This window comes from Stenotrophomonas sp. YJH_SMC_54, assembly GCF_059368435.1.
On record NZ_JCAFRS010000001.1, the window covers coordinates 226,272 to 249,773 of the forward strand.

The following is a 23,502-nucleotide window of genomic DNA, read 5'->3' on the forward strand; positions in this document are numbered from 1 at the left end:
CGCCGATGAACATCGACTCCCTGCTGCACACTCCGAGCCAGGTGATCTCCAGCCTGGACTACCGCCGCGAACGTTGGCGCAACGGCCTGGGCTGGACCCGCGAGATCCTGCGCCTGCCCGCGCAGGGCGATGACTGGGCGCTGCGCCTGTCGGTGGCCGAAATCGAACAGGATGCCGCGTTCTCTGCCTTCCCCGGCGTGGAGCGCGAACTGGTGTTGCTGCAGGGCAATGGCGTGCGCCTGCGCTTCGACGATGGACGCGTGGCGGAAGTGCTGCCGCCACACGGACGAGTGCGGTTTGCTGGTGAGGAGACACTGCACGGGGAACTGGTCGATGGCACCACCCACGACTTCAACCTCATGTGGAAGCGCGAGCTGCTGCAGGCCGAACTGCTGCACCGGCCGCTGGTGGGCGCGATGTTCTTCTTCTGCGAACCGGGCGTGGCCTGGGCGCTGCATCTGCTGGCCGGTCAGGCGGAGTTTGGTGCCGACAGCGGGCTGCCGGCGTTGCAGGCGGGCGATACCGCATGGTTGGCGGCCGGCGAACGTCAGCGGCACGCGTTGCAGGGCGGTGGCGAGTTGCTGGCGATACGGGTCAGTGCAGCAGCGGGATGATTCCTGGGCGCCGGTGGGCGCCATCCACGCATGGCGTGGATCTACAGCTGTGAGGTTGTCACCATGCCTGGGCACGCCGTCATGGTGCGGCTGTGGTTGGGGTCAGAGCCCTTTCCTGCGGAAAGGGATCCGACCCCGATGGTTCGTTCAATACACATCGCGCCGGTAACGACCGGCCAGCAACAGCGCTTCCTTGCCCGCAGTACCCAACACCTGCTCGATCACCGCATCCACCGCCGGGGCCATGCCCTGCAGGCTGCCGCAGACCAGGATCGTCGTGCCTTCATCCACCCACTGCCGCAGCGTTGCCGCTTCGGCCAGCAGCCGGTCCTGCACATAGCGATGCGCGCCGCCATCTCGGCTGAACACAGCATCCAGCCGCGCCAGCGTTCCGCTGGCCAGCATCGCCTGCAGTTCTTCACCGAAATGGAAGTCGTGCGCGGCGGTGCGCTCACCGAACAGCAGCCAGGTGCGGCGCGCGCCACTCCGGGCACGTTCGTGCAGATGCGCGCGCAGGCCGGCGATGCCGGTGCCGTTGCCGATCAGCAGCAGCGGCACATCGGCGGGCACGCCATGGAAATTGTCGTTGCGGCGCAGACGCAGCTGCACCGGTTCGTCGATGGCCGCGTGGTCGCACAGCCAGCCACTGCCGATGCCCGGTGTTCCATCGGCGCGCAGTTGGCGGCGCAGCAGCAGCTCCACCGCACCGTCGGCCATCACCGAGGCGATCGAGTACTCGCGATGCGGCAGCGGCTGCAGGGTCGCCAGCAATGCAGGCAGATCACCCGGGGGAACCAATGAGGGCAGGTGCGAGCGCGCGACGCGTGCCAGCAACGTCTGTCCGTCATCCAGCACGATGTCCGCGTCAAAGCGTTGTGTGTCCAGCCAGGCACGCACGGTGTGCGATGCGTGCTGTGGGCCGATCTCGGCGATGTCACCGGCCTGCCATTGCGCATCTGCATCGGCTGGGGGCTGCAGGCGCAACCAATACACGGGGCCGCCGGGGCTGCCCGGGTTCAGATGCTCGCGCTGCAGCAGCGTCCACGGCTGGTACTCGGCCGGACTCCAGTCGGGCAGTTCGCTGGCGTTACCGCCGAGTTGTCCCAGCAACTGCTGCCAATGGCGCAGCGCCGCCGGATCGGCGTTGTCGACTTCGATTGCATCGAACAGTGGATGCGCGCCGTGCTGGCGCAGCCATTGGTCGAGCTGGTGACCGAATCCGCAGAAGTGGCCATAGCTGCGGTCGCCCAGTGCGAGCACGCCGTAGTGCAGATGCTGCAGCGAGGGCGGCGTGGCCATCACCCCGCGCAGGAACGGCAGGGCGTGGTCGGGCGGATCACCTTCGCCGGTGGTGCTGGCGATGAACAGCGCGCGCTGGCTGCCGGCCAGCAACACGGCGTCGACTTCATGCAGTCCGCGCACGCGCGCTGGCACGCCGGCACCGCGCAGGGCCTCGGCGCTGCGTTCGGCCAGTTCGCGGGCGAAGCCGGTCTGGCTGGACCAGGCCAGCAGGATGGGCGCGGAGTCTCCGCTTGCGGCATCGTCGCGCGGGCGCCCACGCCACCACAGCGCAACGCAGGCCAGCGCATACAGCGCCGTGGCGAGTACCGCGATCTGAGACTGCCGCGCCGGTGGCGCGCCATGCCACCAGGCTTCACCGAGGTGCAGGCGCAGCAGCGCCCAGCCGATCAGCGCCAGCAGAAGCAGGACCAGCGCGTTGCCGAGCCACGCGCGCGGCGGCCGGGTACTCATGGGCTCTGCTCGTCGAGCAGGCGCTGGAAGGCGCTGCTGAGGAATTCCTGCGGGCCGTCCGCTGCGCGTTGCAGGTAGCGCGCAGCCAGCCCTTCGCGTTCGGCCAGCGCCATGCCCTGTTCGCGGCCCAGCACGGTCAGTGCGGTGGCCCAGGCATCGGCGTGCATGGCGTCGTCGGCCACCACGGTGACTGCCGCGGCAACCTGGCGCACCGGTCTGCCCGAACGCGGGTCCAGGCTGTGACTGTAGGCCTCGCCATCGACCTGGTACTGGTGCCAGCGATCGCCGGAGGTGGCCACCGCCTTGCCCTCCAGCGCCAGCACCCGCAGCGGGGTATTGGTGTGCGCATCTTCTTCCGGCGCGGACTCCACCAGCACGCGCCACGGCTGGCCGTCCGGTTTGCGGCCGTAGCCGGCCAGTTCGCCGCCGACTTCGACCAGCGCGGCAGTGATGCCCTGTGTGCGCAGCCACGCAGCGACATGGTCGACGCCAAAGCCCTTGGCGATCGCGGAGAGATCCAGTTCCAGCCCACCCGGTTGCAGCAGCGCATCGTCCTGCCACTGCAGGCGCTGCCAACCGCAGCGATCGCGCGTGGCCTGCAGGGTAGCGTCGTCGGGCTGGCGGCGTTCACCGGCATGTGCACCGAAGCCCCACAGGGCAACCAGCGGACCGACGGTGGGATCGAAGGCGCCGCCACTGGTGGACGCGATCGCCTGTGCGCAGGCCAGAACGTGGCGGGTCTCGGCCGGCAGCACGCACCATTGGCCCGCGTCGGCGCGGTTGTAGCGGCTCAGGTCCGAACCGGGCTCCCAGGTACTCATCTGCGCGACCACTTCGTCCAGCCGCGCCTGGATGCCGGCGTGCAGCGGGTGCAGGTCGCGCTGGCGCGGCGCGACCAGCGACACGCTCCAGGTGGTGCCCATGGTGGTGCCGCCGAGGCGGGCGATGTCGAGCAGGGAATCGGTCATGGTGATGCGTTGCGGGTGCGATGCCGGGCTGCCCGGCATCGCGGTCCGCGTCATTACTGCGGCAGCACTTCCAGCGTGGCGACGTAGCTCAGGCGGCGCTTGGCGGCCTGCTTCACCGACGTCTTGTTGTCCTCGGTGCCGGTTTCCAGCCAGTACATGCCGGCTTCCGGCCAGGTCACCTTGATCTCGCCCTTGGCATCGCTGGTGACCTTCAGCTCGTCCTGTGCGTTGCGGTAGCGGGTGGCACCACGCACGATCTCGAATTCCAGGCCGGCCGCCGGCTTGCCGTCGACCAGCACGCGGAAGGTGGCTTCCTCGCCGGCGAACAGATCGTTCGGGTGGCCGACGGCGACCAGCTCGATGCCACGGTTGGTCGGCTTCAGCGCAGTATCGTTCGGCGCGCCGTTGGTGACGAAGGTCTCCACGCGGCCGACCGACTGGCTCACTTCCAGCTTCTTCGCGTCCTTCGGCAGTTCGCCGAAGGTGGCAACGCTGCCGCGCCAGCGCTTGCGCTCGCCGTTCTGCTCGTAGGTGGCGAACAGGCCATCGTTGACCGACGCGATGCGGTAGGTGCCCGGCTGCTTCAGTTCGATGTCGAACACGCTGCGGTACTTGCCGGTCGACGCGTTCTGCGGCTGCACGGTGCTGCCGTCCGGTGCGGTGATCACCAGCGATTCCAGGCGCAGCGGCACGTGGTTGAAGTAGAACAGATCGTTGGAGACCGCACCGTCGACGGTGATCCACGGCGCGTTGCCGGCGATCACGGTCTGCGAGGGCAGCAGCCAGGCCTTGTGGGCCAGGGCGGAGAAGGGAAGGGCAGCGGCCAGGGCGGCGGCGAGGACGAGCGTGCGCTTCATGCGGAAGACTCCAGTTGGAAGGGGTCGGATCCCTTTCCATCGGAAAGGGCTCTGACCCCGGGGGATACGGCGATGGGGTCAGAGCCCTTCCTGCGGAAGGGATCCGACCCCGGCTCAGGCAGTTATGGTTTGACGGCGAGGGTGACCTGGCCCAGTTCGGTGGCGCCCTGCGCCTTGCCGTTCTGCGCGGCGGTGGCCGGCCAGGTGAAGGGGATCTTCAACAGCTCGCGGCCGCCGACTTCGCGCACCGCTTCCACCACCAGGGTGTAGTTGCCCGGGGCCAGCTGCTTCAGTGCCGGCTGCCTGTCGTTGAACGACAGCGCGTGCTTGCCGGCCGGGCGGGTCGGGCCGGTCACGCCGTCCACCGGCACCTGCAGGGTGCGGCCACTCTTGCGCCACCACTGGCGCAGGTCGGGCAGCCACTTGGTGCCGTGGCCTTCGCTGTTGCTGGTCTGCTGGTACCAGACCGAGAGGTTGGCCGCGACCTTCTGGTCGGCGCCTTCCAGCCACACGGCCACATACGGCCGGTGGTATTCGGCCACGTTGAGCTTGGGCACTTCGACGTTGATGTCGAGGGTGGTGGCATAGGCCGGCGAGGTGGCCAGCAGGCCGCTGAGGGCGATGGTCAGGGTGACGCGCATGGGGCGGCTCCGGAAACGGGGAAAAGTCAGTGGATCAGCAACAGGGCGATCAGCAGCGGGATCATCAGGCCGAGGCCGACCAGCGGCCAGGTCATGCGCCGCTGCCGCGCATGCAGGTGCAGCAGGAACAGGCCGGTGATGCAGAACACCAGGCAGGCCACGGCGAACAGGTCCAGGAACCAGCCCCACGCCGGGCCCGCGTTGCGGCCCTTGTGCAGGTCGTTGAGGTAGGACACCGCGCCGCGCGAGGTCGATTCGTATTCCACCGCGCCGGTCTCGCGATCGATGCTCAGCCAGGCGTCGCCGCCGGGGCGCGGCAGCGACAGGTAGATCTCTTCGGGCGACCACTCGGCCGGTCGCCCGCCGATGGCGATGCCCAGCTGCGTGTCCAGCCATTGCCGGGCAGGGCGCGGAATCGGTGCGTTGCCGTCTTCGCGCGTGCCGAGCTGTCCAAGCAGCGCGGCCGGCAGTTCCAGATGCTGGTTCTGCACCTCGGGCTTGGCCTCGATCTTCGCGGCATGGTTGAGGGTCAGGCCGGTCACCGCGAACAGCAGCATGCCGATCAGGCACACCGCCGAGCTGATCCAGTGCCACTGGTGCAGCGTCCGCAGCCAGAAGCCACGGTTCTGTTGCTGCTGCACGGTGGAAGAGGCAGGACGGCTCACGGCACGGTTCGAGGCGGACGGGGACTGCCCATTACATCATTGATGAGAATAGCTCGCAATTGCGTGTCGTTCTGTATCCCGGGAGCAGGCATTGCGGGTTGCCGGCCAGCGGCCGGCACTACCGATCGGTAGATCCAGGCCATGCGTGGATGAAGCGGTGCCGACCAAGGTCGGCACCCACCGGGGAAGGGCACGGCGATCAGAACTTCGCGTTCAACGAAATCCAGTAGCTGCGGCGCTGGTCCTTGGTCGCGTAGTCATCCACGCAACTGAACTCGCTGGGATTGAGCAGCAGGCACGACTGCGAAACGAAGTCCTTGTCGAACAGGTTGTTGACCCGTGCATTGACCGTCAGCCACGGCGTAGCCTTCCAGCTGCCCCCCAGGTGGAAGATCGTGTAGTCCTCGTAATAGCGCACGTGGCGGGTGCCGGCACTGTCGATGAGGGTGTCGCGATAGCGGTCGTAGCGGCCTTCGCCGATCAGCGACAGGCTGATCGCTTCGTTGATCTGCCAGTTGAGGCTGGCGTTGGCCATGTGCTTTGCCGGCGTGGTGCCTGAGATCGGGCGTCCCTTGTCGGGGCCGCTGGTCTGCTCGCTCCTGGTCCAGGTGTAGTTGCCGCGCAGCTGCAGGGTGTCGAGCAGGTCGACATGACCGGCCAGTTCCGCGCCGCGGGTCTCGGCCTTGTCGATGTTCACGCTCTGGGTGAAGGTGCTGTAGCCCAGTGCTGCCCAGCCTGGGCCGATGTCCACGCAGTAGCCGCTGCCGGCGCGCGCCACTTCGCAGTTCGGGAACGTTCCGCCGCTGGCGATCTTGTCTTCGAACGTGTTGAAGAAGCCGGTGACGTTGAAGCCCCAGCGCTGGCCTTCGTAGTAGGCGGCCAGCTCGTAGTTGGTGCTGGTTTCAGGCTTGAGGTTCGGGGAACCGACCAGCGGCAGCACGCCCTGGCCACCAAAGCCGGTGATGCCCGGGAACAACTGGTCCGGTCGCGGGGTCTTGTAGCCGGTGCTGACGCCACCCTTGAAGGTCCACGCATCGCTGGCGTTCCACACCAGGTAGCCACGCGGACTGACGTGGCTGCCGAACACGTTGTGGTCGTCGTAGCGCAGGCCGAAGGTAGCGGTGAGGGTATCGGTCAGCGCCCAGTTGTCCTCGGCGAACAGCGCCCACATGCGGTGCTTCTGCCTGGTGTTGCTGCGATAACCGGCGCCATCCATGCCGAACACGCCGTCGATCATGTCGGTGTCGTTGTACTGGCCGCCGACGGTCAGCTTGTGCGCGCCGAAGTCGAGGTCGAGCATCGTGTCGAGCACGTAGCCTTCCAGTTCCATGGTGCGCAGCGGACGCGGCAGGAACGCCTGCAGGCGCGCCATCTCGCTCGGGTTGAGCGCGGCCAGGGCATTGCCACGGCCGGCCGCACAGTTGTTGGCGGCGCCGGTGCGGCGGCAGACGTCATTCCACAGCGTCTGCAGGTTGGCGCGCTCGTCCAGGGTCAGTGGCAGCGACCGACCCAGGTTGCTGCTCTTGCTGTGGGTCAGCGAGGTCTGCCAGGTGCCGAAGCTGTAGCGGCCCTGGTGGGTCAGCGATACCTGGTCACGCTCATAGCGCTGGTAGGCGGTGTAGCCCACGCGCGGCTGCACCACGCGGCGGGTGACGGTGCCGCTGCCGTTCGGGTTGGGGATGACCGCATTGCCGACGCGCCACAGGCTGGCCAGGCTGTCCAGCGTGCCGGTCTGGCCTTCGCTGTTGTCGTACTTCTGCCGCGACACGTCGTAGTCCAGCCACAGTTCGTGGTCATCGTTGACCCGGAAGTCCAGGCGCACGCCGGTATTCCAGTTGGTGTTGGCCACCGACTTGCCACCGCCGCCGAAGCCGATGCTGCGCTCCCACAGGCTGCCGTCGGGCAGGGTCAGTGCGTCCCACTCCGGATTGGAGGCCTTGGCGTCGTAGTAGCTGCCGCGGACCGCCAGGCTGAGGCGGTCCTTCAGCAGCGGGCCGCTGAGGTACAGGTCGGTGGTGCGCGCATCACCGAACTGGTCATCCTGCTGCACGGTGAAGCCCTGGGTCACGGCGCCGTGCCAGCGGTCCTGGTTGCGTCGGGTGATGATGTTGATCACGCCACCCATCGCGTCCGAGCCATACAGCGTGGACATCGGGCCGCGCACGACTTCGATGCGCTCGATCGCATCCAGCGGCGGCAGGTAGGCGAACTGGCCGCCACCGAAATTGTTCGGGTACAGCTGGCCGACATTGCTCTGGCGGCGGCCGTCGATCAGCACCAGGGTGTACTCGGACGGCAGGCCGCGCATGGAGATGGTGGCGCGGCCGTTCTTGTCGGTGGCCTCCAGGCCGACATCGATGCCTTCGACGTCGCGCAGCGCATCGACCAGGTTGGTGTAGGGGTGCTTGCTGAGTTCTTCGCGGCTGACCACGCTGATGCTGGCCGGTGCATCGATCACCTTCTGCTCGAAGCCGGAGGCGGTGACCACCACCTTGTCCAGCGTCTGTGGCGCGCCGGAAGCGTCACCGTGGGCGAAGGCAGGGGCGGTCATGGCCGCCAGCACGGCGCTGGTCAGCAGGGTACGGGACAGGGACGAACGGACACGATGGCGCTGGGCCATGGCAGTAACCTCGAAGGATGCAGGGTGGTGCGATGCCAGGCGCGAACGGCGCGGCATGCACGGGGAGGCCCGGTCAGGGGCGGCAGGGATGAAGCAGGCAGCGGCGCGCGGGCATGACCGCGCAGGCGGTCACGCGGGGCCGTGAATCAGGCGAGCGGCGGCGCCTGGCCGCGTTGCTGGCGGCGCCCGGGCGCATCGGCCCAGGGCGTGTCCGGAGCGGCCAGCGGCCAGTCCGGGCGCACGCCGGGCATGGCCGGCGTGGCGGGTATGAGTTCAAGCTCGGTGCGCAGCCATTGGCTGGCCAGCAGCAACGGCGGGCGTGCCTTCTCGGCTGATTTCACCGGAGCGGCAGCACAGCGGCGCAGCTTGGCCGGTGCCTCTTCCTGCAAGGCGCCTTCGCCGCCGCGCTCTTCCAGCGGCATCTGCACGGCCATTCCGGCCTGGCCGTGTGGCAGCAGCGGCAGGGTGCCCAGCAGCAAGGCCAGCATCGCCACCCACGCCAGCAGGCTGGCCAGCGCAGGACGCTGGCCGCGCATGGCGGTGCCCATCTTGCGATGGATGAGTGGACGGGGGCGAAGCGGGCGCAGCAAGCAGGGGTCCCCAGGGGTCTGCCGGCAGCGGCCGGCATCAACGGGGCGTGATTGTAATGAGAGCTGTTAGCCGTTGCAAATGAGAATGATTGCCAAAATGTCGCGGGCCAGCCGGACGGGGCTCAGACCTCGCTCCAGCGCCGCAGCAGGTTGTGGTACACGCCGGTCAGCTGCAGCACCGCCTCGGCGTCGCCGCCGGTCTGCCGCAGGCGCTCGATCGAGCCGTCCATTTCCCATAGCAGGCGGCGCTGCACATCGTCGCGGACCATGCTCTGCACCCAGAAGAACGAGGCCACGCGCGCGCCGGCGGTGACGGGGCGCACCTGGTGCAGGCTGCTGGACGGGTACACGATCAGGTCGCCGGCCGGCAGCTTCACTTCGTGCTCGCCGTAGGTGTCGCTGATGATCAGTTCGCCGCCCTCGTACTCGTCCGGCGCCGACAGGAACAGTGTGCAGGAAATGTCCGAACGCAGCTGTTCGCCGTTGGCCAGGTTCATCACCGCGCCATCAACATGGAAGCCATAGGTGCCGCCACCGCTGTAGCGGTTGAAGCGCGGCGGCAGGTATTTCAGCGGCAGCGCGGCGCTGAAGAACAGCGGGTGCCGGGCCAGCGCGACGAGGATGATCTCGCCCAGTTCGCGGCGCAGCGGTGAGGCCTCGGGCAGCTGCTGGTTGTGCTTGGCCTGCGCGCCCAGATGGCCGACGGTTTCGCGGCCATCGGTCCAGTCGGCGGCATCCAGTCGGCGGCGAAAGTCGGCCACCTGGTCGGCGCTGAGAATGTCGGGGATGTGCAGCAGCATGCGGGACTCCTCAGAGGGACGGCGGCGCGACCAGGGCGCGGACCTGTGGATGCGGCGACGCGGCCAGTTGCGGCACGATGTGCACCATGAACGCCGGGCTGCCGTGGGCCAGTGCGCGCCGCAGCCAGTGCACGGCCTGCTCGACCTGGCCGGCCTGCAGCAGGATCGAGGCGTAGTTGGCCTGGCCGCGGAAATCACCGGCTTCGGCCGCGCGCTGGTACCAGGCCAGCGCTGCCTGCGGATCGGGTGCGGTATCCAGCCCGTCTTCGAGGTGGCGGGCCAGCAGGTTCATCGATTTGGCATGGCCCAGGTGTGCGGCACGGGTGTACAGGGCCAGCGCCTGTGCGCGTTCCTGGGTCACGCCGCGGCCGGTGGCCAGCAGGTTGGCCAGGTTGTACAGGCCCCAGTCCAAGCCGGTGTCGGCCGCGCGCCGGTACCACACCGCGGCCAGCACCGGGTCGGGTGCGGTGCCCTGGCCCAGTTCGTGGCAGCGGCCCAGCATGTTCATCGCCATCGGCGCGCCGTTGTTGGCGGCGGTTTCGTACCAGAGCCGTGCCGCCGAGGCGTCCTGTGCGGTGCCTTTGCCTTCCATGTGCATCTGCGCGAGCAGCAGTTGTGCCTCGACCTGTCCGGCCTGCGCGGCGTCGCGCACGCGTGCGAAGGCAGCCTGCGGATCGTGCTGCAGCAGCTCGGCCAGAGCATCGCTGTCGATGGGGGTACGGGTTGCCATGGGGTGAGTATCGCCGGAAACAAAAACGGCGGCAGGAGAGCCTGCCGCCGTGGTGGAGCGCAGTTACATCAGAACTTCACGTTCAGTGCCAGGGTGGCCGAGCGACCCGGGGCGATGCTCGCGTAGTGCGAGGCATAGGCCTTGGTGAAGTAGGTCTTGTCGGTCAGGTTCTGCACGTTGAGCTGCAGGCTGATGTTGTCCTGGATCGCGTAGCTGGCCATCGCGTCAAAGCGGGTGTAGCTGGCAATCCACTTGGTATTGGCGACGTCACCGTACTGCTTGTCCGAGTAGAACGCACCGGCGCCGATGGTCAGGCCGATCGGGAAGCGGTAGGTGGTCCACAGGTTGGCGCTGTGCTTGGCGGTGTTCGGGAACTCGTTGCCGTTGTTCGGCGACGGCACGTAGACGTTGGACGGGCAGGTGCGGCCCACCGGTGCGCCACAGACGAAACCGTTGTCCTTCAGTTCCGAGTCCAGGTAGGTGTAGCCGCCGTACAGGCTCCAGGCATCGGTCAGCTGGCCGGTGAAGCCCAGCTCGAAGCCGTTGATTTCCTTCTTGCCGGCGTTCTGGCTGGTGCCGTTGTCGATGGTCACACGTGCGTTGTTCATCACGGTGTGGAAGATCGCGGCAGTCAGGTTCAGGCGCTTGTCGAACAGGTCCCACTTGGTGCCCAGCTCGAGGTTCCTGGTGTCCTGCGGCTTGAGGTCGGCCACGGCGGCGCTCAGGCCGTCCGAACCGTCGCCACCGTCCATGCCCGGCGGGGTCGAGGAGGTGCCCCAGGACAGGTAGATGCTGCCGTTGGCGGCCGGCTTGAACACCACGCCGGCCTGGTAGTTCAGGAAGTCGTTGCTGTTGCGCACGCGGGTCGGTGCCTTGCCGGCCACCGGAGTGGTCAGGGTGGTACGGAAGTCGTCGTAGCGCAGGCCGAGGTTGATCATCCACTGCTCATTGAGCTCGATGGTGTCGAACACGTAGGCCGAGGTGGTCTTGGTGCGCTGCTCGATGTCCAGCGCCTTGTCGCTGCGATAGATGATCTGACCGGCCGCCCACGGATCGTTCGGGTTCGGATTGTTGAAGTCGGTGCAGTTGTAGCCGGTGGCCGCGCCGGACACCTGGCAGCGAGTGCTGTTGGCGCTGTTTTCAAGGGGATTGGCGGTGCCCGGCGACATCAGGTAGCTGCCACGGGTCATCTTCTCGTCGCTGTACTCCACGCCCGCGCTGTAGCTGTGCTTGAGCGCGCCGGTCTGGAACGCACCGGTCAGGCCCAGCTGGTCGGCGAAGCTCTTGACGTCGACCGCACGGGTGTTGGTGCGACGCCACAAGGTGCCGTACAGGTTGGGGTTGCCCTTGCTGTCGTCCGGCTGGGTCCACAGATAGTCGTTGCTGGTGTTGCCCAGGCGCGCGATGTTGCGCAGCTTGTGTCCGCCGAAGTCGTAGCTGGCATCCAGGGTGCTGATGTCGGCGCGGGTGCGCTGGAAATCACGGTCGACCAGGCCGTAGTAGTTGTTGCGGTCCGGCACCATCGGCCGGCCATCGCCGTTCTTGGCCACGTTCGGGCCGCTGGAGAACGGATTGCTGTAGGGGAAGCCACCCGCGTCCGGCAGGTCATCGCTCTGCATGTGGTAGTGGCTGGCGATCAGCTGCGCCGGGCCGTTCAGGCCGAACGCGATCGACGGCGCGATGCCCCAGCGGCTGACGTTGGCGGCGTCGCGGCCGGCGATGTCCGATTCGTGCTTCATCAGGTTCAGGCGGGCGGCGATGCCATCGCCCAGCACGTAGTTGGCGTCCACGGTGCCGCGCGCGTAGCTGTCGGTACCGATGCCCATGCTGGCGCTGGTCTCGTTCTTCAGCTTCGGCGTCTTGCTCACCAGGTTCAGGCTGCCACCACCGGAGTCACGGCCGCCGTAGGCCGAGCTCGGGCCCTTGACCACTTCCACCTGCTCCAGGTCGAAGATCTCGCGGGTCTGCGAGCCGACGTCGCGCAGTCCGTCGACGAACACGTTGCTCTGCGAATCGAAGCCACGGATGAAGGGGCGGTCACCGGTCGGATTGCCGCCTTCGCCGGCACCGAAGGTGATGCCCGGCACCATGCGCAGCGCATCCTGCAGGTTGGTCGCACCGGTTTCGGCGATCAGCTTCTCCGACACGATCGACACCGACTTCGGGGTGTCCAGCAGCTCGGCGGTGAACTTCGGCGAGGACGGGTTGAACCAGCTGCCGCGCACCTGCACCTTGTCCAGCTCGGTGGCGTTGCGGGAACCGGCGTCGGCGCCGTCGGCAGCCTGCGCAGCCAGCGGAGCAAAGCCCGCGGCCAGGGTGGCGGTGGCGAGCAGGGAAACGCGCGGGGCGTGCTTGCGGGACGTGATGTGGGTCATGACTGTGGGTAGTGGCTTGGATCGGGAAAGGGCGAGCGCGAGCCGGCGCAGATGGGCATGCGGCGACAGGCGGGAAGTGGGTGCTGTAGAGCCGAGCCAGGCTCGGCTGGCGGGAAACGCAATCAGGCGCACGGCAACGGCCGCAGGGCGCCTCAGCTGGCGTGCGGTGCGGGCGGTGCGTGGCCGGGGTTCAACCGCAGCGCGGGATCATGCAACTGCCAGCGCAGGGTATCGGAGCGCCACAGCGGGATACGCGCGACCAGAGCGGCGCGTGCAGGGACCAGACCGGTGCAGGGCGAGGTGCCCTCGCCATCGAACGGAGGCTCCGGTGCTGGTGCGGCGTGCTGCGGGCATTCGTCGGCTGGCGGTTGCGGCAGCGGCATCGCCTGCAGCAGATCTTCAGCGTGTGCCTGCCAGCCGTGCGCGGCCGGATCGCCGCCACGCCCTTCGTGCAAGGCCGACCAGCCCAGCAGCAGCGTCAGCAGCACGGCCACGAGCAGTGGCCACCCTTGGCGGGCGAGCTGGCACAGCGTGGCGGTGGGCGCGGGCGAAGCCATGGCGCAGGGGCGATGTCGTTACGAAGATGTTACGTAGAATAACATCAACGATAATGATTCGCATATGCGCAATCGGGTTGCCGATCTGGATGGCCTGGAAGGGCCTTGGAGGGCCCCTCAGTGCACTTCAGTGGATCCGCCCCATGGGTGGATGCTCTCCCGCGAGGCGCTCTCTGGGGGCTCTCCGGGCCGAGCGCCGCCTCAATCCCGGTCGTCGCGGGTCCAGACCGCGTCGTGCTCGCGCTTCACCGGGAACTTGGGCACCGGGGTATAGGCCGGGGCACACAGGGCGCGGCCATCGCGCACGTCGAAGCGCGCGCCGTGCAGCACGCACTCCACGCTGCCTTCGGTCGTGTTGAACTCGCCCGAGGACAGTTCGAACTCTTCATGCGTGCACTGGTCTTCCAGTGCGTACAGCTCGCCGTCGAGGTTGAATACCACGATCGGCGTGCCGGTCACTTCGTCGAACACGCTCTTCATTTCACCCGGCAGCAGCTCGTTGCCGGCACAGACAAAGGTCCAGGCCTCGCTCACGCGGCGGCTCCGTTCAGCGGCTTTTCCAGGATCTCGAAGCGCAGGTCGTCGCGCTTGGGGATGCCGAAGCGTTCGTCGCCATACGGGAACGGCTTCTTGATGCCGGTACGGCTGTAGCCGCGGCGCTCGTAGAAGGCGATCAGCTCGTCGCGCACGTCAATGACGGTCATCTGCATCACCGGTACGTTCCATTCGCGCGCGGCGTGTGCTTCGGCGGCGTCCATCAGCTGCTTGCCGACGCCGCCGCCCTGCTGGGCCGGATCGACCGAGAACATGCCGAAGTAGCCCTTGCCGTCGACATCGGCGACGTGGGCGCAGGCCACCAGCTGGTCCCCGCGCTCGGCCAGCAGGATGGTCGAGCGCGGGCGGTCGAGGTCGGCCTGGATGCCTTCGGCGTCGATGCGGGCACCGTCCAGCAGGTCGGCTTCGGTGGTCCAGCCGACGCGGCTGGCGTCGCCGCGGTAGGCCGAGGTGACGAGGGCGATCAGGGCGGGGATGTCGGCCGGCGTGGCGGCGCGGAAGGTCAGGGTGCTCATGGCCCCATTCTAGGTGGGGCGTGGGCGGGCGCAAATGGGGGGAGGGGGCAGATCCCTTTCGCAACGCGGAAGAGCTCTGCCCCCGGCGTCTACTGACCCAACGGCAGGCCATGGACCGACTGGCACGGGCGCGGAATCGGCAGATGCTCGGGGTCAGATCCCTTTGCGCAGCGAAGGGCTCTGACCCTCTGTTACCAGGAGCTGCCCATGCCGAGGCCACGACGGGTCGATGCGCCCGGATACCCGCAACATGTCGTCCAGCGCGGCAACAATCGCCAGCCCGTGTTCTTCACCGATGGCGACCGCGCCGCCTACCTTCGCCTGCTGTGTCATCACGCGCACCAGCAGCATTGCCGGGTTCACGCCTATGTGTTGATGGGCAACCACGTCCATCTTCTGGCAACGCCTGATGCATCCGGCGGGTTGTCCCGGATGATGCAGGCCGTGAGCCGGGCCTACGTACGTCGGGTGAATGATCGGCAGGGCCGCACCGGCACGTTATGGGAGGGGCGCTTCCACTCCACGGTGGTGGATTCGGATCGCTATCTGCTGGCCTGCCAGCGCTACATAGAGCTCAACCCGGTTCGGGCGGGGAAGGTGGCGCATCCCGGCGACTATCGTTGGTCCAGCTATCGCGCCAATGCGCGTGGCAGGCCCAATGCGCTGCTCGAGCCGCATTCGGCATTCGAGCTGATGGGTTCTGATGCGGATGAACGGCGCAGGCGCTATGTGGAGTTCATCGAGGCGGGCATTCCGGCGGGGGATCTGCTGGCGATCCGGCGGGCATTGCAGTCGCAACGGCGGCTGTCGGGAATGCTGGTGGGGTCAGAGCCCTTTCGCATCGCGAAAGGGATCTGACCCCGGTGTGCTACGGGCGGTATGCCGGGTTCATCTGGTCGCGATCCGGCGGGCATTGCAGTCGCAACGGCGGCTGTCGGGAATGCTGATGGGGTCAGAGCCCTTTCGCATCGCGAAAGGGATCTGACCCGGTGTGCCGGCTCAGCCCAACAGCTTCCGTACCTTGGTCAGCGCGGTCATGAAGCGCTCGATCTCGGCGTGCGTGTTGTAGAACGCCAGCGAGGCACGGCAGGTGGCCGCCACACCAAAGTACTGCAGCAGCGGGTGTGCGCAGTGCTGGCCGGAGCGCACCGCCACGCCTTCCAGGTCGAGCAGGGTTGCCAGGTCGTGGGCATGCGCGCCGTCGATCAGGAACGAGACCACGGCGGCCTTCTCCGGTGCTTCGCCGATGATGCGCAGACCGTCGACGCGGCGCAGCTCTTCGGTGAAATGCGCCAGCAGTTCAGCCTCGCGTGCCTCCACGTTCTCCTGGCCAAGCTGCTGCAGGTAGTCGGCGGCCACGCCCAGGCCGATGAAGCCGGCGATGTTCGGGGTGCCGGCTTCGAACTTGTGCGGGGCATCGTTGAACACGGTGCCGTCGAAGCTGACTTCCTTGATCATCTCGCCGCCGCCAAGGAACGGCGGCATCGCATCCAGGTGCTCGCGGCGCGCCCACAGCGCACCGGTGCCGGTCGGACCACACATTTTGTGGCCGGTGATGGCGTAGAAGTCACAGCCGATCGCGGCCACGTCGACCTTGCGGTGCGGCACGGCCTGCGAGCCATCAACGACGGTGATGATGCCGCGCTTGCGCGCTTCACGGCAGATCTCGCGCACCGGGTTGACCGTGCCCAGCACGTTGGACACGTGGGTGACCGCCAGCAGCTTGACCTCCGGGGTCATTGCCGCGCGCAGCGTATCCAGATCGAGTGCGCCGTCAGGCGTGATCTCGGCCACGCGGATGGTGGCGCCGGTACGCTGTGCGACCAGCTGCCACGGCACGATGTTGGCGTGGTGTTCCATGCGCGTGATCAGGATCACGTCGCCGGCCTTCAATCGCGGCAGGGCCCACGAATACGCCACCAGGTTGATGGCGAAGGTAGTGCCGCTGCACAGCACCAGGTCGCTGGGGCGCACGTTGAGGAAGCGTGCCAGCGTGTTGCGCGCGCCTTCGTAGGCGTCGGTGGCTTCGCTGCCCAGTGCATGCACCGCGCGGCTGACGTTGGCGTTGTAACGGCGGTAGAACTCGTCCACCGCGCCGATCACCTGCACCGGCTTCTGGCCGGTGTTGGCATTGTCGAAATAGACCAGCGGCTTGCCGTGCACTTCACGCATCAGCAGCGGGAAGTCGAGGCGGACGCGATCCCAATCGGGCGCGCCGGTGCGTTCTTCGATCGGGCGCGGGGTGGACAGGTTCATGCCACACCCGCCTCGGCCAGGGCCTTGTCCAAACGGCGTGCCAGCTGCTCGCGCAGGGCTTCCGGCAGGATCTTCAGCGGCTCGTGGCAGAACGCGGCGCTCAGCAGTGCCTGCGCCTGTGCCTGCGGCAGGCCGCGCGAGCGCAGGTAGAACAGCGCGTTGGCATCGAGCTGGCCGACGGTGGCGCCATGCGCGGCCTTCACTTCATCGGCGTCGATGACCAGCGTCGGCTGGGTATCGATCTCGGCGTCGGCCGACAGCAGCAGGTTCTTGTTGGACAGGTTCGCATCGGTGCCGTCGGCGCCCTCGCGGATCTGGATGCCACCATGGAACACCACGCGGCTGCGGTTGGCGGCAACGCCACGCCACAGCAGCTCGCAACTCGTATCGCGTGCGATGTGGTCGATGCCCAGGCGGGTTTCGACGTGGCGGCGGCCATTGCCGAGCAGCACGCCGTTGGCGGTCAGCTGGGCATTGTCGCCTTCCAGGCGCACGTTCAGTTCATGGCGGCTGAGCGCGGCGCCCAGTTCCAGGTCGACGCGGTGGTACTGCGCGTCGCGGGCCAGCACGGCGTCGGTGCGCAGGAAGCTGGTCTGGCGCGCGCTGCCGGCCTGCACGCGGGCGTGCTTGAGCACGGCATCGCGGGCGACATGGGCGTGCAGCACGGTGTTGTCCAGGTGCGCCGAATCGCCGACGCTGAGGCGGTGCTCGACCACGCCCAGGCTGGCGCCGGCACGCAGTTCGATCAGGTGGCGGTGGTGCCAGGCCAGGTCGGTCTCGCCGGCGACGCTGGCGAACACCAGCTGCAGAGGCGCTTCGACCTGCACGCCTTCGTCCACGCGCAGCACCACGCCTTCATCGGCCAGCGCGGCATTCAGGCGGGCGAAGATCTCTTCGCTGCGCTCGTAGCGGCGGCCAAGGAAACGCACGGCGTCTTCGCCGGAGGCCAGTGCGGCCGACAGCGGCTGCAGCTGCACGCCGTCCGGCAGGACCTGCACGTCGCTCAGCGCGGCATCCAGGCGGCCGTTGACGAACACCAGGCGCGGTGCCGGGATGTCCTCCAGCAGCGCGGCGTCCAGCGCCGGGCCCTGCAGCGGTGCAGCCGCGAACGCACGGCGTTCCAGCTGGCGCAGCGAGGTGTACTTCCAGGCTTCGTTGCGCGCGGCCGGCAGGCCGTCACGCAGGGCCGCGTCCAGCACTTCGCGGCGCGCGTCGCTGCCGCAGAAGGCCTGGGCCATGGAGTCGAGCAGGGCGCTCATCAGACCGCCGCCTCGCGCACCACGCGATCCTTGAGGAAATCGTAGCCGTGCGCTTCCAGTTCCAGCGCCAGTTCCGGGCCACCGGTCTTGACGATGCGGCCATCGGCCAGCACGTGCACCACGTCCGGCTTGATGTAGTCCAGCAGGCGCTGGTAGTGGGTGATGACCAGGAACGAACGGTCAGCGGCACGCAGCGCGTTGACGCCGTCGGCCACGCTCTTCAGCGCGTCGATGTCCAGGCCCGAATCGGTTTCGTCCAGGATCGCCAGCTTCGGCTCGAGCACGGCCAGCTGGAAGATCTCGTTGCGCTTCTTCTCGCCACCGGAAAAGCCTTCGTTGACGCCACGGTGCAGCAGTTCGTCCTTCAGGTGCAGCACGGCCAGCTTCTGGCGCACCAGCTTGAGGAACTGCATGGAATCGAGTTCCTCCTCACCGCGTGCCTTGCGCTGGGCGTTCAACGCCGCGCGCAGGAAGTAGGTGTTGTTCACGCCCGGGATCTCCACCGGGTACTGGAACGCCAGGAACAGGCCGGCGGCGGCGCGCGCTTCCGGGTCCTGCTCCAGCAGGTCGACGCCGTCGAACTGCACGCTGCCTTCGGTCACTTCATAGCCGTCGCGGCCGGCCAGGACATTGCCCAGGGTGGACTTGCCGGCGCCGTTGGGGCCCATGATGGCGTGCACCTGGCCGGGCTTAACATCCAGCGACAGGCCCTTGAGGATTTCCTTGTCGCCGATGCGGGCGTGGAGGTTTTCGATCTTCAGCATGGTCATGGCTTGGTAGGTTTCGGGGCTGCGGGGGCGATGCGGACGATCTGCACCGTGCCGTTGCCGGGCTGCCCAGGTTGAGCGGGGAGGGCGGAGAAAACCACGATGATCTCTTCACCGGGTTCTTGCAGGCAGGAGACTGCGAGGGAGGCCTGTCGGATGGATTCGGCAGCGGCGCGATCCAGCTCACGGTTGCCCGAGCTCAGGCGAGCCCGGATCGCGCCGAAGCTGCCGTCCTGCCCCGTTGTCAGCACTATCGAAAATTCTTTCGGCGCGGAGATGACCGTGCTGGCGGGCAATCTGACCGGGGTGGCACCCACCAGGTCTTCGGGGGTGCAGGACGCGTTGGCCAGGGCCCAGGGCGAAAGGCCCAGCAGCAACAGTGCGGGCAAAGACGTACGCATCATCCGACGCTTCCTTCCAGCGAGACTTCCAGCAGCTTCTTGGCCTCCACCGCGAACTCCATCGGCAGTTCGCGGAACACCTGCTTGCAGAAGCCGTCGACGATCATCGACACCGCGTCTTCCTGGCTGATGCCACGGGCGCGGCAGTAGAACAGCTGGTCGTCGGAAATCTTCGAGGTGGTGGCCTCGTGTTCGACGGTGGCGCCCGGGTTCTTCACCTCGATGTAGGGGAAGGTGTGTGCGCCACACTGCTTGCCGATCAGCAGCGAATCGCACTGGGTGTAGTTGCGCGCGCCATCGGCGTTGCGGTCCACCCGCACCAGGCCGCGGTAGGTGTTCTGGCCACGGCCGGCACTGATGCCCTTGCTGACGATCTTGCTCTTGGTGCGCTTGCCGACGTGGATCATCTTGGTGCCGGTGTCGGCCTGCTGGCGGTGATGGGTCAGCGCCACGGAGTGGAACTCACCGACCGAGTCGTCGCCGAGCAGCACGCAGGACGGGTACTTCCAGGTGATCGCCGAACCGGTTTCGACCTGGGTCCAGGTGACCTTGCTGCGCGCGCCACGGCATTCGGCACGCTTGGTGACGAAGTTGTAGATGCCGCCGACGCCGTTCTCGTCGCCCGGGTACCAGTTCTGCACGGTGGAGTACTTGATCTCCGCGTCTTCCAGCGCGACCAGCTCGACCACCGCTGCGTGCAGCTGGTTCTCGTCGCGCATCGGCGCGGTGCAGCCTTCCAGGTAGGACACGTAGGCCTTGTCCTCGCACACGATCAGGGTGCGCTCGAACTGGCCGGTGTGGCCGGCATTGATGCGGAAGTAGGTGCTCAGTTCCATCGGGCAACGCACGCCCTTGGGAATGAACACGAAGCTGCCATCGGAGAACACCGCCGAATTGAGCGCGGCGAAGTAGTTGTCGCCTACCGGCACCACGGTGCCCAGGTACTGGCGGACCAGTTCCGGATGTTCCTTGATGGCCTCGGACATCGAGCAGAAGATGATGCCCTTCTCGGCCAGTTCCTTGCGGAACGTGGTACCGACGGACACCGAGTCGAACACCGCGTCCACCGCCACGCCTGCCAGCTTGGCACGCTCGTGCAGCGGCACGCCCAGCTTGTCGTAGGTGTCCAGCAGTTCCTTTGGCACGTCATCCAGCGAGGCGTACTTCGGGCCCTTGGGCGCGGAGTAGTAGCTGAGCGCCTGCAGGTCGATCGGCGCGATCTCCAGCTTGGCCCAGTCCGGCATCGGCATGGTCAGGAAGTGGCGGTAGGCGTCCAGGCGCCACTGCGTCATCCACTCCGGCTCGTCCTTCTTGGCCGACAGGGCACGGATGGTGTCCTCGTCCAGGCCCGGCGGCAGGGAGTCCGATTCGATCTCGGTGATGAAGCCGGCCGAATACTTGCGGCCGAGCTGCTCGTGGATCTCGCGGTTGGGGGTGTCGTCGTGGGCGACGTTTTCGATGGTTTCGGTGGCCATGGGGGGCTGCCTGTGGATCAGGAGACGACGTCGACAACGATGGTGCGGCGCTGTTCGTCATCGGCAAGGGGAAGAGGGGGCAGGATCTGGGCGAGGGTGACATCGCGCAGGGCCTCGGAGACCACGTCGTTGATCAGCCGCCAGCTGCTGCGCGCGCCGCACTTGGGCGCCATGCCGCACTGGTGGTGGTCGTGGCTGCATTCGGTCAGGGCCAATGGCCCTTCCATCGCTTCGACCACTTCGAACAGCGAGATCTCGATGGCCGGGCGGGTCAGGCGGTAGCCGCCACGGACACCGCGCAGGCCTTCGACCAGGCCGGCCTGCGCCAGCGGCTTGAGCACCTTGCTGACGGTGGGCGGCTCCAGGCCGGTGAATTCGGCCAGCTCAGTGGCACTGAGCACCTCGCCCGGACGGGCGGCAAGCACGGTCAGCACCACGGTGGCGTAATCGGTGAGCTTGGTGACACGCAACATGGGAATGCGAGCGGTTCTTAAAGCGGACTGAAATTGTACGCTTTTATTCGCCGGCATCCAACCCGGGCATTCAGCCGGCGCTGGGACGGACCGGGACGACGCACCGGGGCCACCGCCGGGGCGCCATGCTGCGCCAACGGGGTGATTTTCGCAATCACCCGGAATGGGCGAGAATCCCGGTTCCATCCGCTGCAAACAGCCCGTGCCGATGCCGAAGAAGATCCAAGCCCGCAAGTCCGCCATCCATGGCAACGGCGTGTTCGCCGTGGCCCCGATCAAGCAGGGCGAGCGCGTGATCCAGTACAAGGGCCTGCTGCGCAGCCACGGCGACGTTGATGCCGATGACAGCGGCGACGTTGAAAGCGGCCATACCTTCCTGTTCACCCTCAACGATGACTGGGTGATCGATGCCAACTACAAGGGCAACGATGCGCGCTGGATCAACCACAGCTGCGACCCGAACTGCGAGGCGGTGATCGAGGAAGACGAGGACGGTGACAGCCGTGGCGACAAGGTGTTCATCGAGGCGCTGCGTGACATCAAGGCCGGCGAAGAGCTGACCTACAACTACGGCATCACCCTGGCCGAGCGTCACACCGCCAAGCTGAAGAAGATCTGGGAGTGCCGCTGCGGCTCGCCCAAGTGCACCGGCACCATGCTGCAGCCCAAGCGCTGACCGGTACCGGGTAGTGCCGGCCGCTGGCCGGCAAGGCGCAATCCAGGTGCCGGCCAGCGGCCGGCACCACCCGGAGGCTCTCCACCTGCCGTGCACGGCAGGGTCACCGCCGTGCAAGGGCCGTTCTTCCATTCTGTCGGCACCCCCAACCGGAGTGCACCCATGGCAGAAAGATTGAAGGGCAAGCAGATTGCCATCCTTGCCACCCACGGCTTTGAACAGTCCGAACTGACCGAACCCAAGCGTCTGCTGGAAGCCGAAGGCGCGCGCGTCAGCGTCGTGTCGCCTGCAAAGGAGGCGACGATCAAGGGCTGGAAAGAGAAGAACTGGGGCGACGCCGTTGCAGTGGATATTCCGCTGGATGAGGCCGATCCGGCCAGCTTCGATGCCCTGGTGCTGCCGGGAGGGGTCATCAATCCGGACACGCTGCGTACCGACGAGGCTGTACTCGGCTTCGTCCGCGCAGTAGACGAAGCCGGCAAGCCTGTGGCGGCGATCTGCCATGGCCCGTGGCTGCTGATCAACAGTGGCCTCGCCGATGGCCGCGAGCTGACGTCCTGGCCGTCCCTGCAGCAGGATCTGACCAATGCGGGGGCGAACTGGCGCGATGCCGAGGTCGTGGTCGACGGCAACGTGATCACCAGCCGCAAGCCGGACGACATCCCAGCCTTCAGTGAGGCGGTGGTCAAGGCACTCGCCGCCTGATGCGCTGCCGGTAGTGCCGGCCGCTGGCCGGCACCACCTTACTTGCCCAGCACGCCTGCCGGCACCAGGTTGCCCAGGTTCTGGTTGAAGGTGACCACCAGCTTGCCGTTCTTCACCTGTGCCGATTGCACCTGCAGCGCGCCAAGCACGCCGGCCACGGCCGGGTCCAGCTTGTAGATCGGCTCCCGCTGGGCGTAGTCGCTCAGCCAGGCGTTGAGCAGGCCACGGGTACGGGAGTCGAGACGACCGCCCTGGTTGGCCGGGGTGAAGTCATCCACGCTCGGCTGCTGCAGATGGAATCCCTGGGTCTGCGCGTCGTAGCGCAGGCCGCTGCTGAGCTTCACCGTACCCAGTTTGGCCGGATTGCCACCGGCAGTGGCCAGTGCCACGTCCATGCCAAGGTTCAAGCGCTCGCCGGCCGGGAGGCTCAGCTGGGGGTGGCTCATGGTGAGGGCGATCAGTCCGCCCAACGCGTCCTGGGTGCGCGGGAAGCTGCCATCGAGATACTGCTGCACATCGCTGGCGCCGACCGACAGTTCGCGGCCGGAAATGGATGGGGCGGCCTGCGCGCCAATCGCGGCGGCGATCAGCACGGTGGAGGCGGCGAGGCGGGTCATCAGGGAACGCAGGCGCATGGCGGTGACCGCTGGACTGGGAAAGGATGGAGGAAAGAGTAGCCGGGACGGCTGAATCGCGCGTGCATGCCGCTGCAATGGTTCAGTCCAGCGTTGGCCGCAGTTGCGCCGACTGGATCTGCCAGCCGCGGCCATCAGCACTGGGCTGCACGCGGTACCAGCCGCCGAAGCGGAAGGTCCCTTGGGTGGTGACCGCGCGGATCCGCACCGGCACTTCCAGCAGCTGGGGAGGATGCTGGCCGTCGCGTGCCACCGGGGGCTCGCTGTCCAGCCGCAGCGTACGCACGCCCTGCAGCTGGCGTATGGCAGCGTCATCTGCGCGGTGCGGGTCGGCCGGTGGAATCGCCCATGCCGCGTCGCTGGCGCTGCGGTTGCGGTTGAGCAGCGCGATCACGTAGCGGTTGAGCATCACCGATGGTGGTTGGGCGTCGGCAGCGACCGCAGCGAACAGCGGATCGATCGCCGGTGTCTGCAGGGACGCCGCTTCGGAGCCGGCGATGCCCTGCGTTCCGGCGCCGGCGACAGCCGGCGCTGGCGCAACATCGGGCGCTGCCGCAGGCCTGGAGCAGCCGAGCAGCGCCAGGGGCGCGATCAGGAAAAGCGTCCTGCGCATGCC

The 23,502-nt window shown here is 67.4% G+C and carries 25 protein-coding genes; 4 read left to right on the top strand and 21 right to left on the bottom strand.

What is annotated here, in order from left to right:
* Positions 1-5: 5 nt before the first annotated feature.
* Positions 6-614 carry a HutD/Ves family protein gene (locus AC5P5S_RS01215; RefSeq protein ID WP_005412516.1) on the top strand — a complete coding sequence of 203 codons (609 nt, stop codon included), beginning with the start codon at positions 6-8 and terminating at the stop codon, positions 612-614.
* Between the two features lie 147 nt (positions 615-761).
* Here the strand turns inward: AC5P5S_RS01215 and AC5P5S_RS01220 are convergent, their stop codons facing one another.
* The 13 genes from AC5P5S_RS01220 to AC5P5S_RS01280 all read right to left on the bottom strand — a co-directional run bounded on the left by AC5P5S_RS01220 (position 762) and on the right by AC5P5S_RS01280 (position 14,239).
* Complete coding sequence (locus AC5P5S_RS01220; RefSeq protein ID WP_062606640.1) at positions 762-2,366, bottom strand: sulfite reductase subunit alpha; 1,605 nt, start codon at positions 2,364-2,366, stop codon at positions 762-764.
* Positions 2,363-3,334, bottom strand: a complete 972-nt coding sequence (locus AC5P5S_RS01225) for an FAD:protein FMN transferase (RefSeq protein ID WP_005408418.1) — start codon at positions 3,332-3,334, stop codon at positions 2,363-2,365. Before AC5P5S_RS01225 ends, AC5P5S_RS01220 begins: the two co-directional genes overlap by 4 nt.
* Before the next feature lie 53 nt (positions 3,335-3,387).
* Entirely contained in the window at positions 3,388-4,191 is an 804-nt protein-coding gene (locus tag AC5P5S_RS01230; protein ID WP_005408419.1) for a DUF4198 domain-containing protein, read from the bottom strand.
* Positions 4,192-4,313: 122 nt separating this feature from the next.
* The gene (locus tag AC5P5S_RS01235; RefSeq protein ID WP_005408420.1) at positions 4,314-4,832 is read right to left on the bottom strand and encodes a DUF2271 domain-containing protein; all 519 of its coding nucleotides are present in this window, start codon (positions 4,830-4,832) and stop codon (positions 4,314-4,316) included.
* 26 nt (positions 4,833-4,858) lie between these two features.
* Positions 4,859-5,497: a PepSY-associated TM helix domain-containing protein gene (locus AC5P5S_RS01240; protein WP_005408421.1), complete on the bottom strand. Its 639-nt coding sequence runs from the start codon at positions 5,495-5,497 to the stop codon at positions 4,859-4,861.
* A 199-nt stretch (positions 5,498-5,696) separates the two neighbouring features.
* Complete coding sequence (locus tag AC5P5S_RS01245; protein WP_115875583.1) at positions 5,697-8,117, bottom strand: TonB-dependent receptor domain-containing protein; 2,421 nt, start codon at positions 8,115-8,117, stop codon at positions 5,697-5,699.
* Between the two features lie 146 nt (positions 8,118-8,263).
* On the bottom strand, positions 8,264-8,665 hold the full coding sequence (locus AC5P5S_RS01250) for a hypothetical protein (protein WP_044569619.1): 402 nt from the start codon (positions 8,663-8,665) through the stop codon (positions 8,264-8,266).
* Between the two features lie 164 nt (positions 8,666-8,829).
* Positions 8,830-9,507, bottom strand: a complete 678-nt coding sequence (locus AC5P5S_RS01255) for a Fe2+-dependent dioxygenase (protein WP_012510312.1) — start codon at positions 9,505-9,507, stop codon at positions 8,830-8,832.
* Positions 9,508-9,517: 10 nt separating this feature from the next.
* Entirely contained in the window at positions 9,518-10,237 is a 720-nt protein-coding gene (locus AC5P5S_RS01260; RefSeq protein ID WP_495276283.1) for a tetratricopeptide repeat protein, read from the bottom strand.
* A gap of 68 nt (positions 10,238-10,305) precedes the next feature.
* On the bottom strand, positions 10,306-12,612 hold the full coding sequence (locus AC5P5S_RS01265; RefSeq protein WP_062606644.1) for a TonB-dependent receptor: 2,307 nt from the start codon (positions 12,610-12,612) through the stop codon (positions 10,306-10,308).
* Positions 12,613-12,764: 152 nt separating this feature from the next.
* Positions 12,765-13,169 (bottom strand): hypothetical protein, encoded by a 405-nt coding sequence (locus AC5P5S_RS01270; RefSeq protein ID WP_062606646.1) that lies wholly within the window; start codon positions 13,167-13,169, stop codon positions 12,765-12,767.
* Between the two features lie 201 nt (positions 13,170-13,370).
* Positions 13,371-13,703: a non-heme iron oxygenase ferredoxin subunit gene (locus tag AC5P5S_RS01275; protein ID WP_012479365.1), complete on the bottom strand. Its 333-nt coding sequence runs from the start codon at positions 13,701-13,703 to the stop codon at positions 13,371-13,373.
* Positions 13,700-14,239: a GNAT family N-acetyltransferase gene (locus AC5P5S_RS01280; protein WP_005408429.1), complete on the bottom strand. Its 540-nt coding sequence runs from the start codon at positions 14,237-14,239 to the stop codon at positions 13,700-13,702. The genes AC5P5S_RS01275 and AC5P5S_RS01280 overlap by 4 nt, the downstream gene beginning before the upstream one ends.
* 207 nt (positions 14,240-14,446) lie before the next feature.
* On the opposite strand from AC5P5S_RS01280, the gene AC5P5S_RS01285 reads away from it, so the two are divergent.
* Positions 14,447-15,097, top strand: a complete 651-nt coding sequence (locus tag AC5P5S_RS01285; RefSeq protein ID WP_060380430.1) for a transposase — start codon at positions 14,447-14,449, stop codon at positions 15,095-15,097.
* A gap of 141 nt (positions 15,098-15,238) precedes the next feature.
* Here AC5P5S_RS01285 and AC5P5S_RS01290 read toward each other — a convergent pair whose 3' ends face one another.
* From AC5P5S_RS01290 to AC5P5S_RS01315, 6 genes are read right to left on the bottom strand one after another with little or no spacing between them, the layout of a single operon-like run.
* Positions 15,239-16,495 (bottom strand): cysteine desulfurase, encoded by a 1,257-nt coding sequence (locus AC5P5S_RS01290; protein ID WP_062606648.1) that lies wholly within the window; start codon positions 16,493-16,495, stop codon positions 15,239-15,241.
* Entirely contained in the window at positions 16,492-17,754 is a 1,263-nt protein-coding gene (gene sufD, locus AC5P5S_RS01295) for a Fe-S cluster assembly protein SufD (RefSeq protein WP_062606650.1), read from the bottom strand. The genes AC5P5S_RS01290 and sufD overlap by 4 nt, the downstream gene beginning before the upstream one ends.
* Positions 17,754-18,518, bottom strand: a complete 765-nt coding sequence (gene sufC / locus AC5P5S_RS01300; protein ID WP_024958766.1) for a Fe-S cluster assembly ATPase SufC — start codon at positions 18,516-18,518, stop codon at positions 17,754-17,756. The genes sufD and sufC overlap by 1 nt, the downstream gene beginning before the upstream one ends.
* 2 nt (positions 18,519-18,520) lie before the next feature.
* Complete coding sequence (locus tag AC5P5S_RS01305) at positions 18,521-18,925, bottom strand: hypothetical protein (RefSeq protein WP_005408434.1); 405 nt, start codon at positions 18,923-18,925, stop codon at positions 18,521-18,523.
* Positions 18,922-20,397 (bottom strand): Fe-S cluster assembly protein SufB, encoded by a 1,476-nt coding sequence (gene sufB / locus AC5P5S_RS01310; protein ID WP_005408435.1) that lies wholly within the window; start codon positions 20,395-20,397, stop codon positions 18,922-18,924. Before sufB ends, AC5P5S_RS01305 begins: the two co-directional genes overlap by 4 nt.
* A 17-nt stretch (positions 20,398-20,414) precedes the next feature.
* On the bottom strand, positions 20,415-20,870 hold the full coding sequence (locus tag AC5P5S_RS01315) for an SUF system Fe-S cluster assembly regulator (protein ID WP_062606652.1): 456 nt from the start codon (positions 20,868-20,870) through the stop codon (positions 20,415-20,417).
* A gap of 208 nt (positions 20,871-21,078) precedes the next feature.
* On the opposite strand from AC5P5S_RS01315, the gene AC5P5S_RS01320 reads away from it, so the two are divergent.
* Together AC5P5S_RS01320 and AC5P5S_RS01325 are read left to right on the top strand one after the other, a co-directional pair.
* Positions 21,079-21,546, top strand: coding sequence for an SET domain-containing protein (locus tag AC5P5S_RS01320; RefSeq protein ID WP_012479369.1), 468 nt, complete (start codon positions 21,079-21,081; stop codon positions 21,544-21,546).
* A 162-nt stretch (positions 21,547-21,708) separates the two neighbouring features.
* Entirely contained in the window at positions 21,709-22,251 is a 543-nt protein-coding gene (locus AC5P5S_RS01325) for a type 1 glutamine amidotransferase domain-containing protein (protein ID WP_024956948.1), read from the top strand.
* A 38-nt stretch (positions 22,252-22,289) separates the two neighbouring features.
* Here AC5P5S_RS01325 and AC5P5S_RS01330 read toward each other — a convergent pair whose 3' ends face one another.
* Both AC5P5S_RS01330 and AC5P5S_RS01335 read right to left on the bottom strand, forming a co-directional pair.
* Entirely contained in the window at positions 22,290-22,886 is a 597-nt protein-coding gene (locus AC5P5S_RS01330) for a YceB family lipoprotein (protein WP_005408439.1), read from the bottom strand.
* A gap of 82 nt (positions 22,887-22,968) precedes the next feature.
* Positions 22,969-23,499: a hypothetical protein gene (locus AC5P5S_RS01335; protein ID WP_024956949.1), complete on the bottom strand. Its 531-nt coding sequence runs from the start codon at positions 23,497-23,499 to the stop codon at positions 22,969-22,971.
* Between the last annotated feature and the right edge of the window lie 3 nt (positions 23,500-23,502).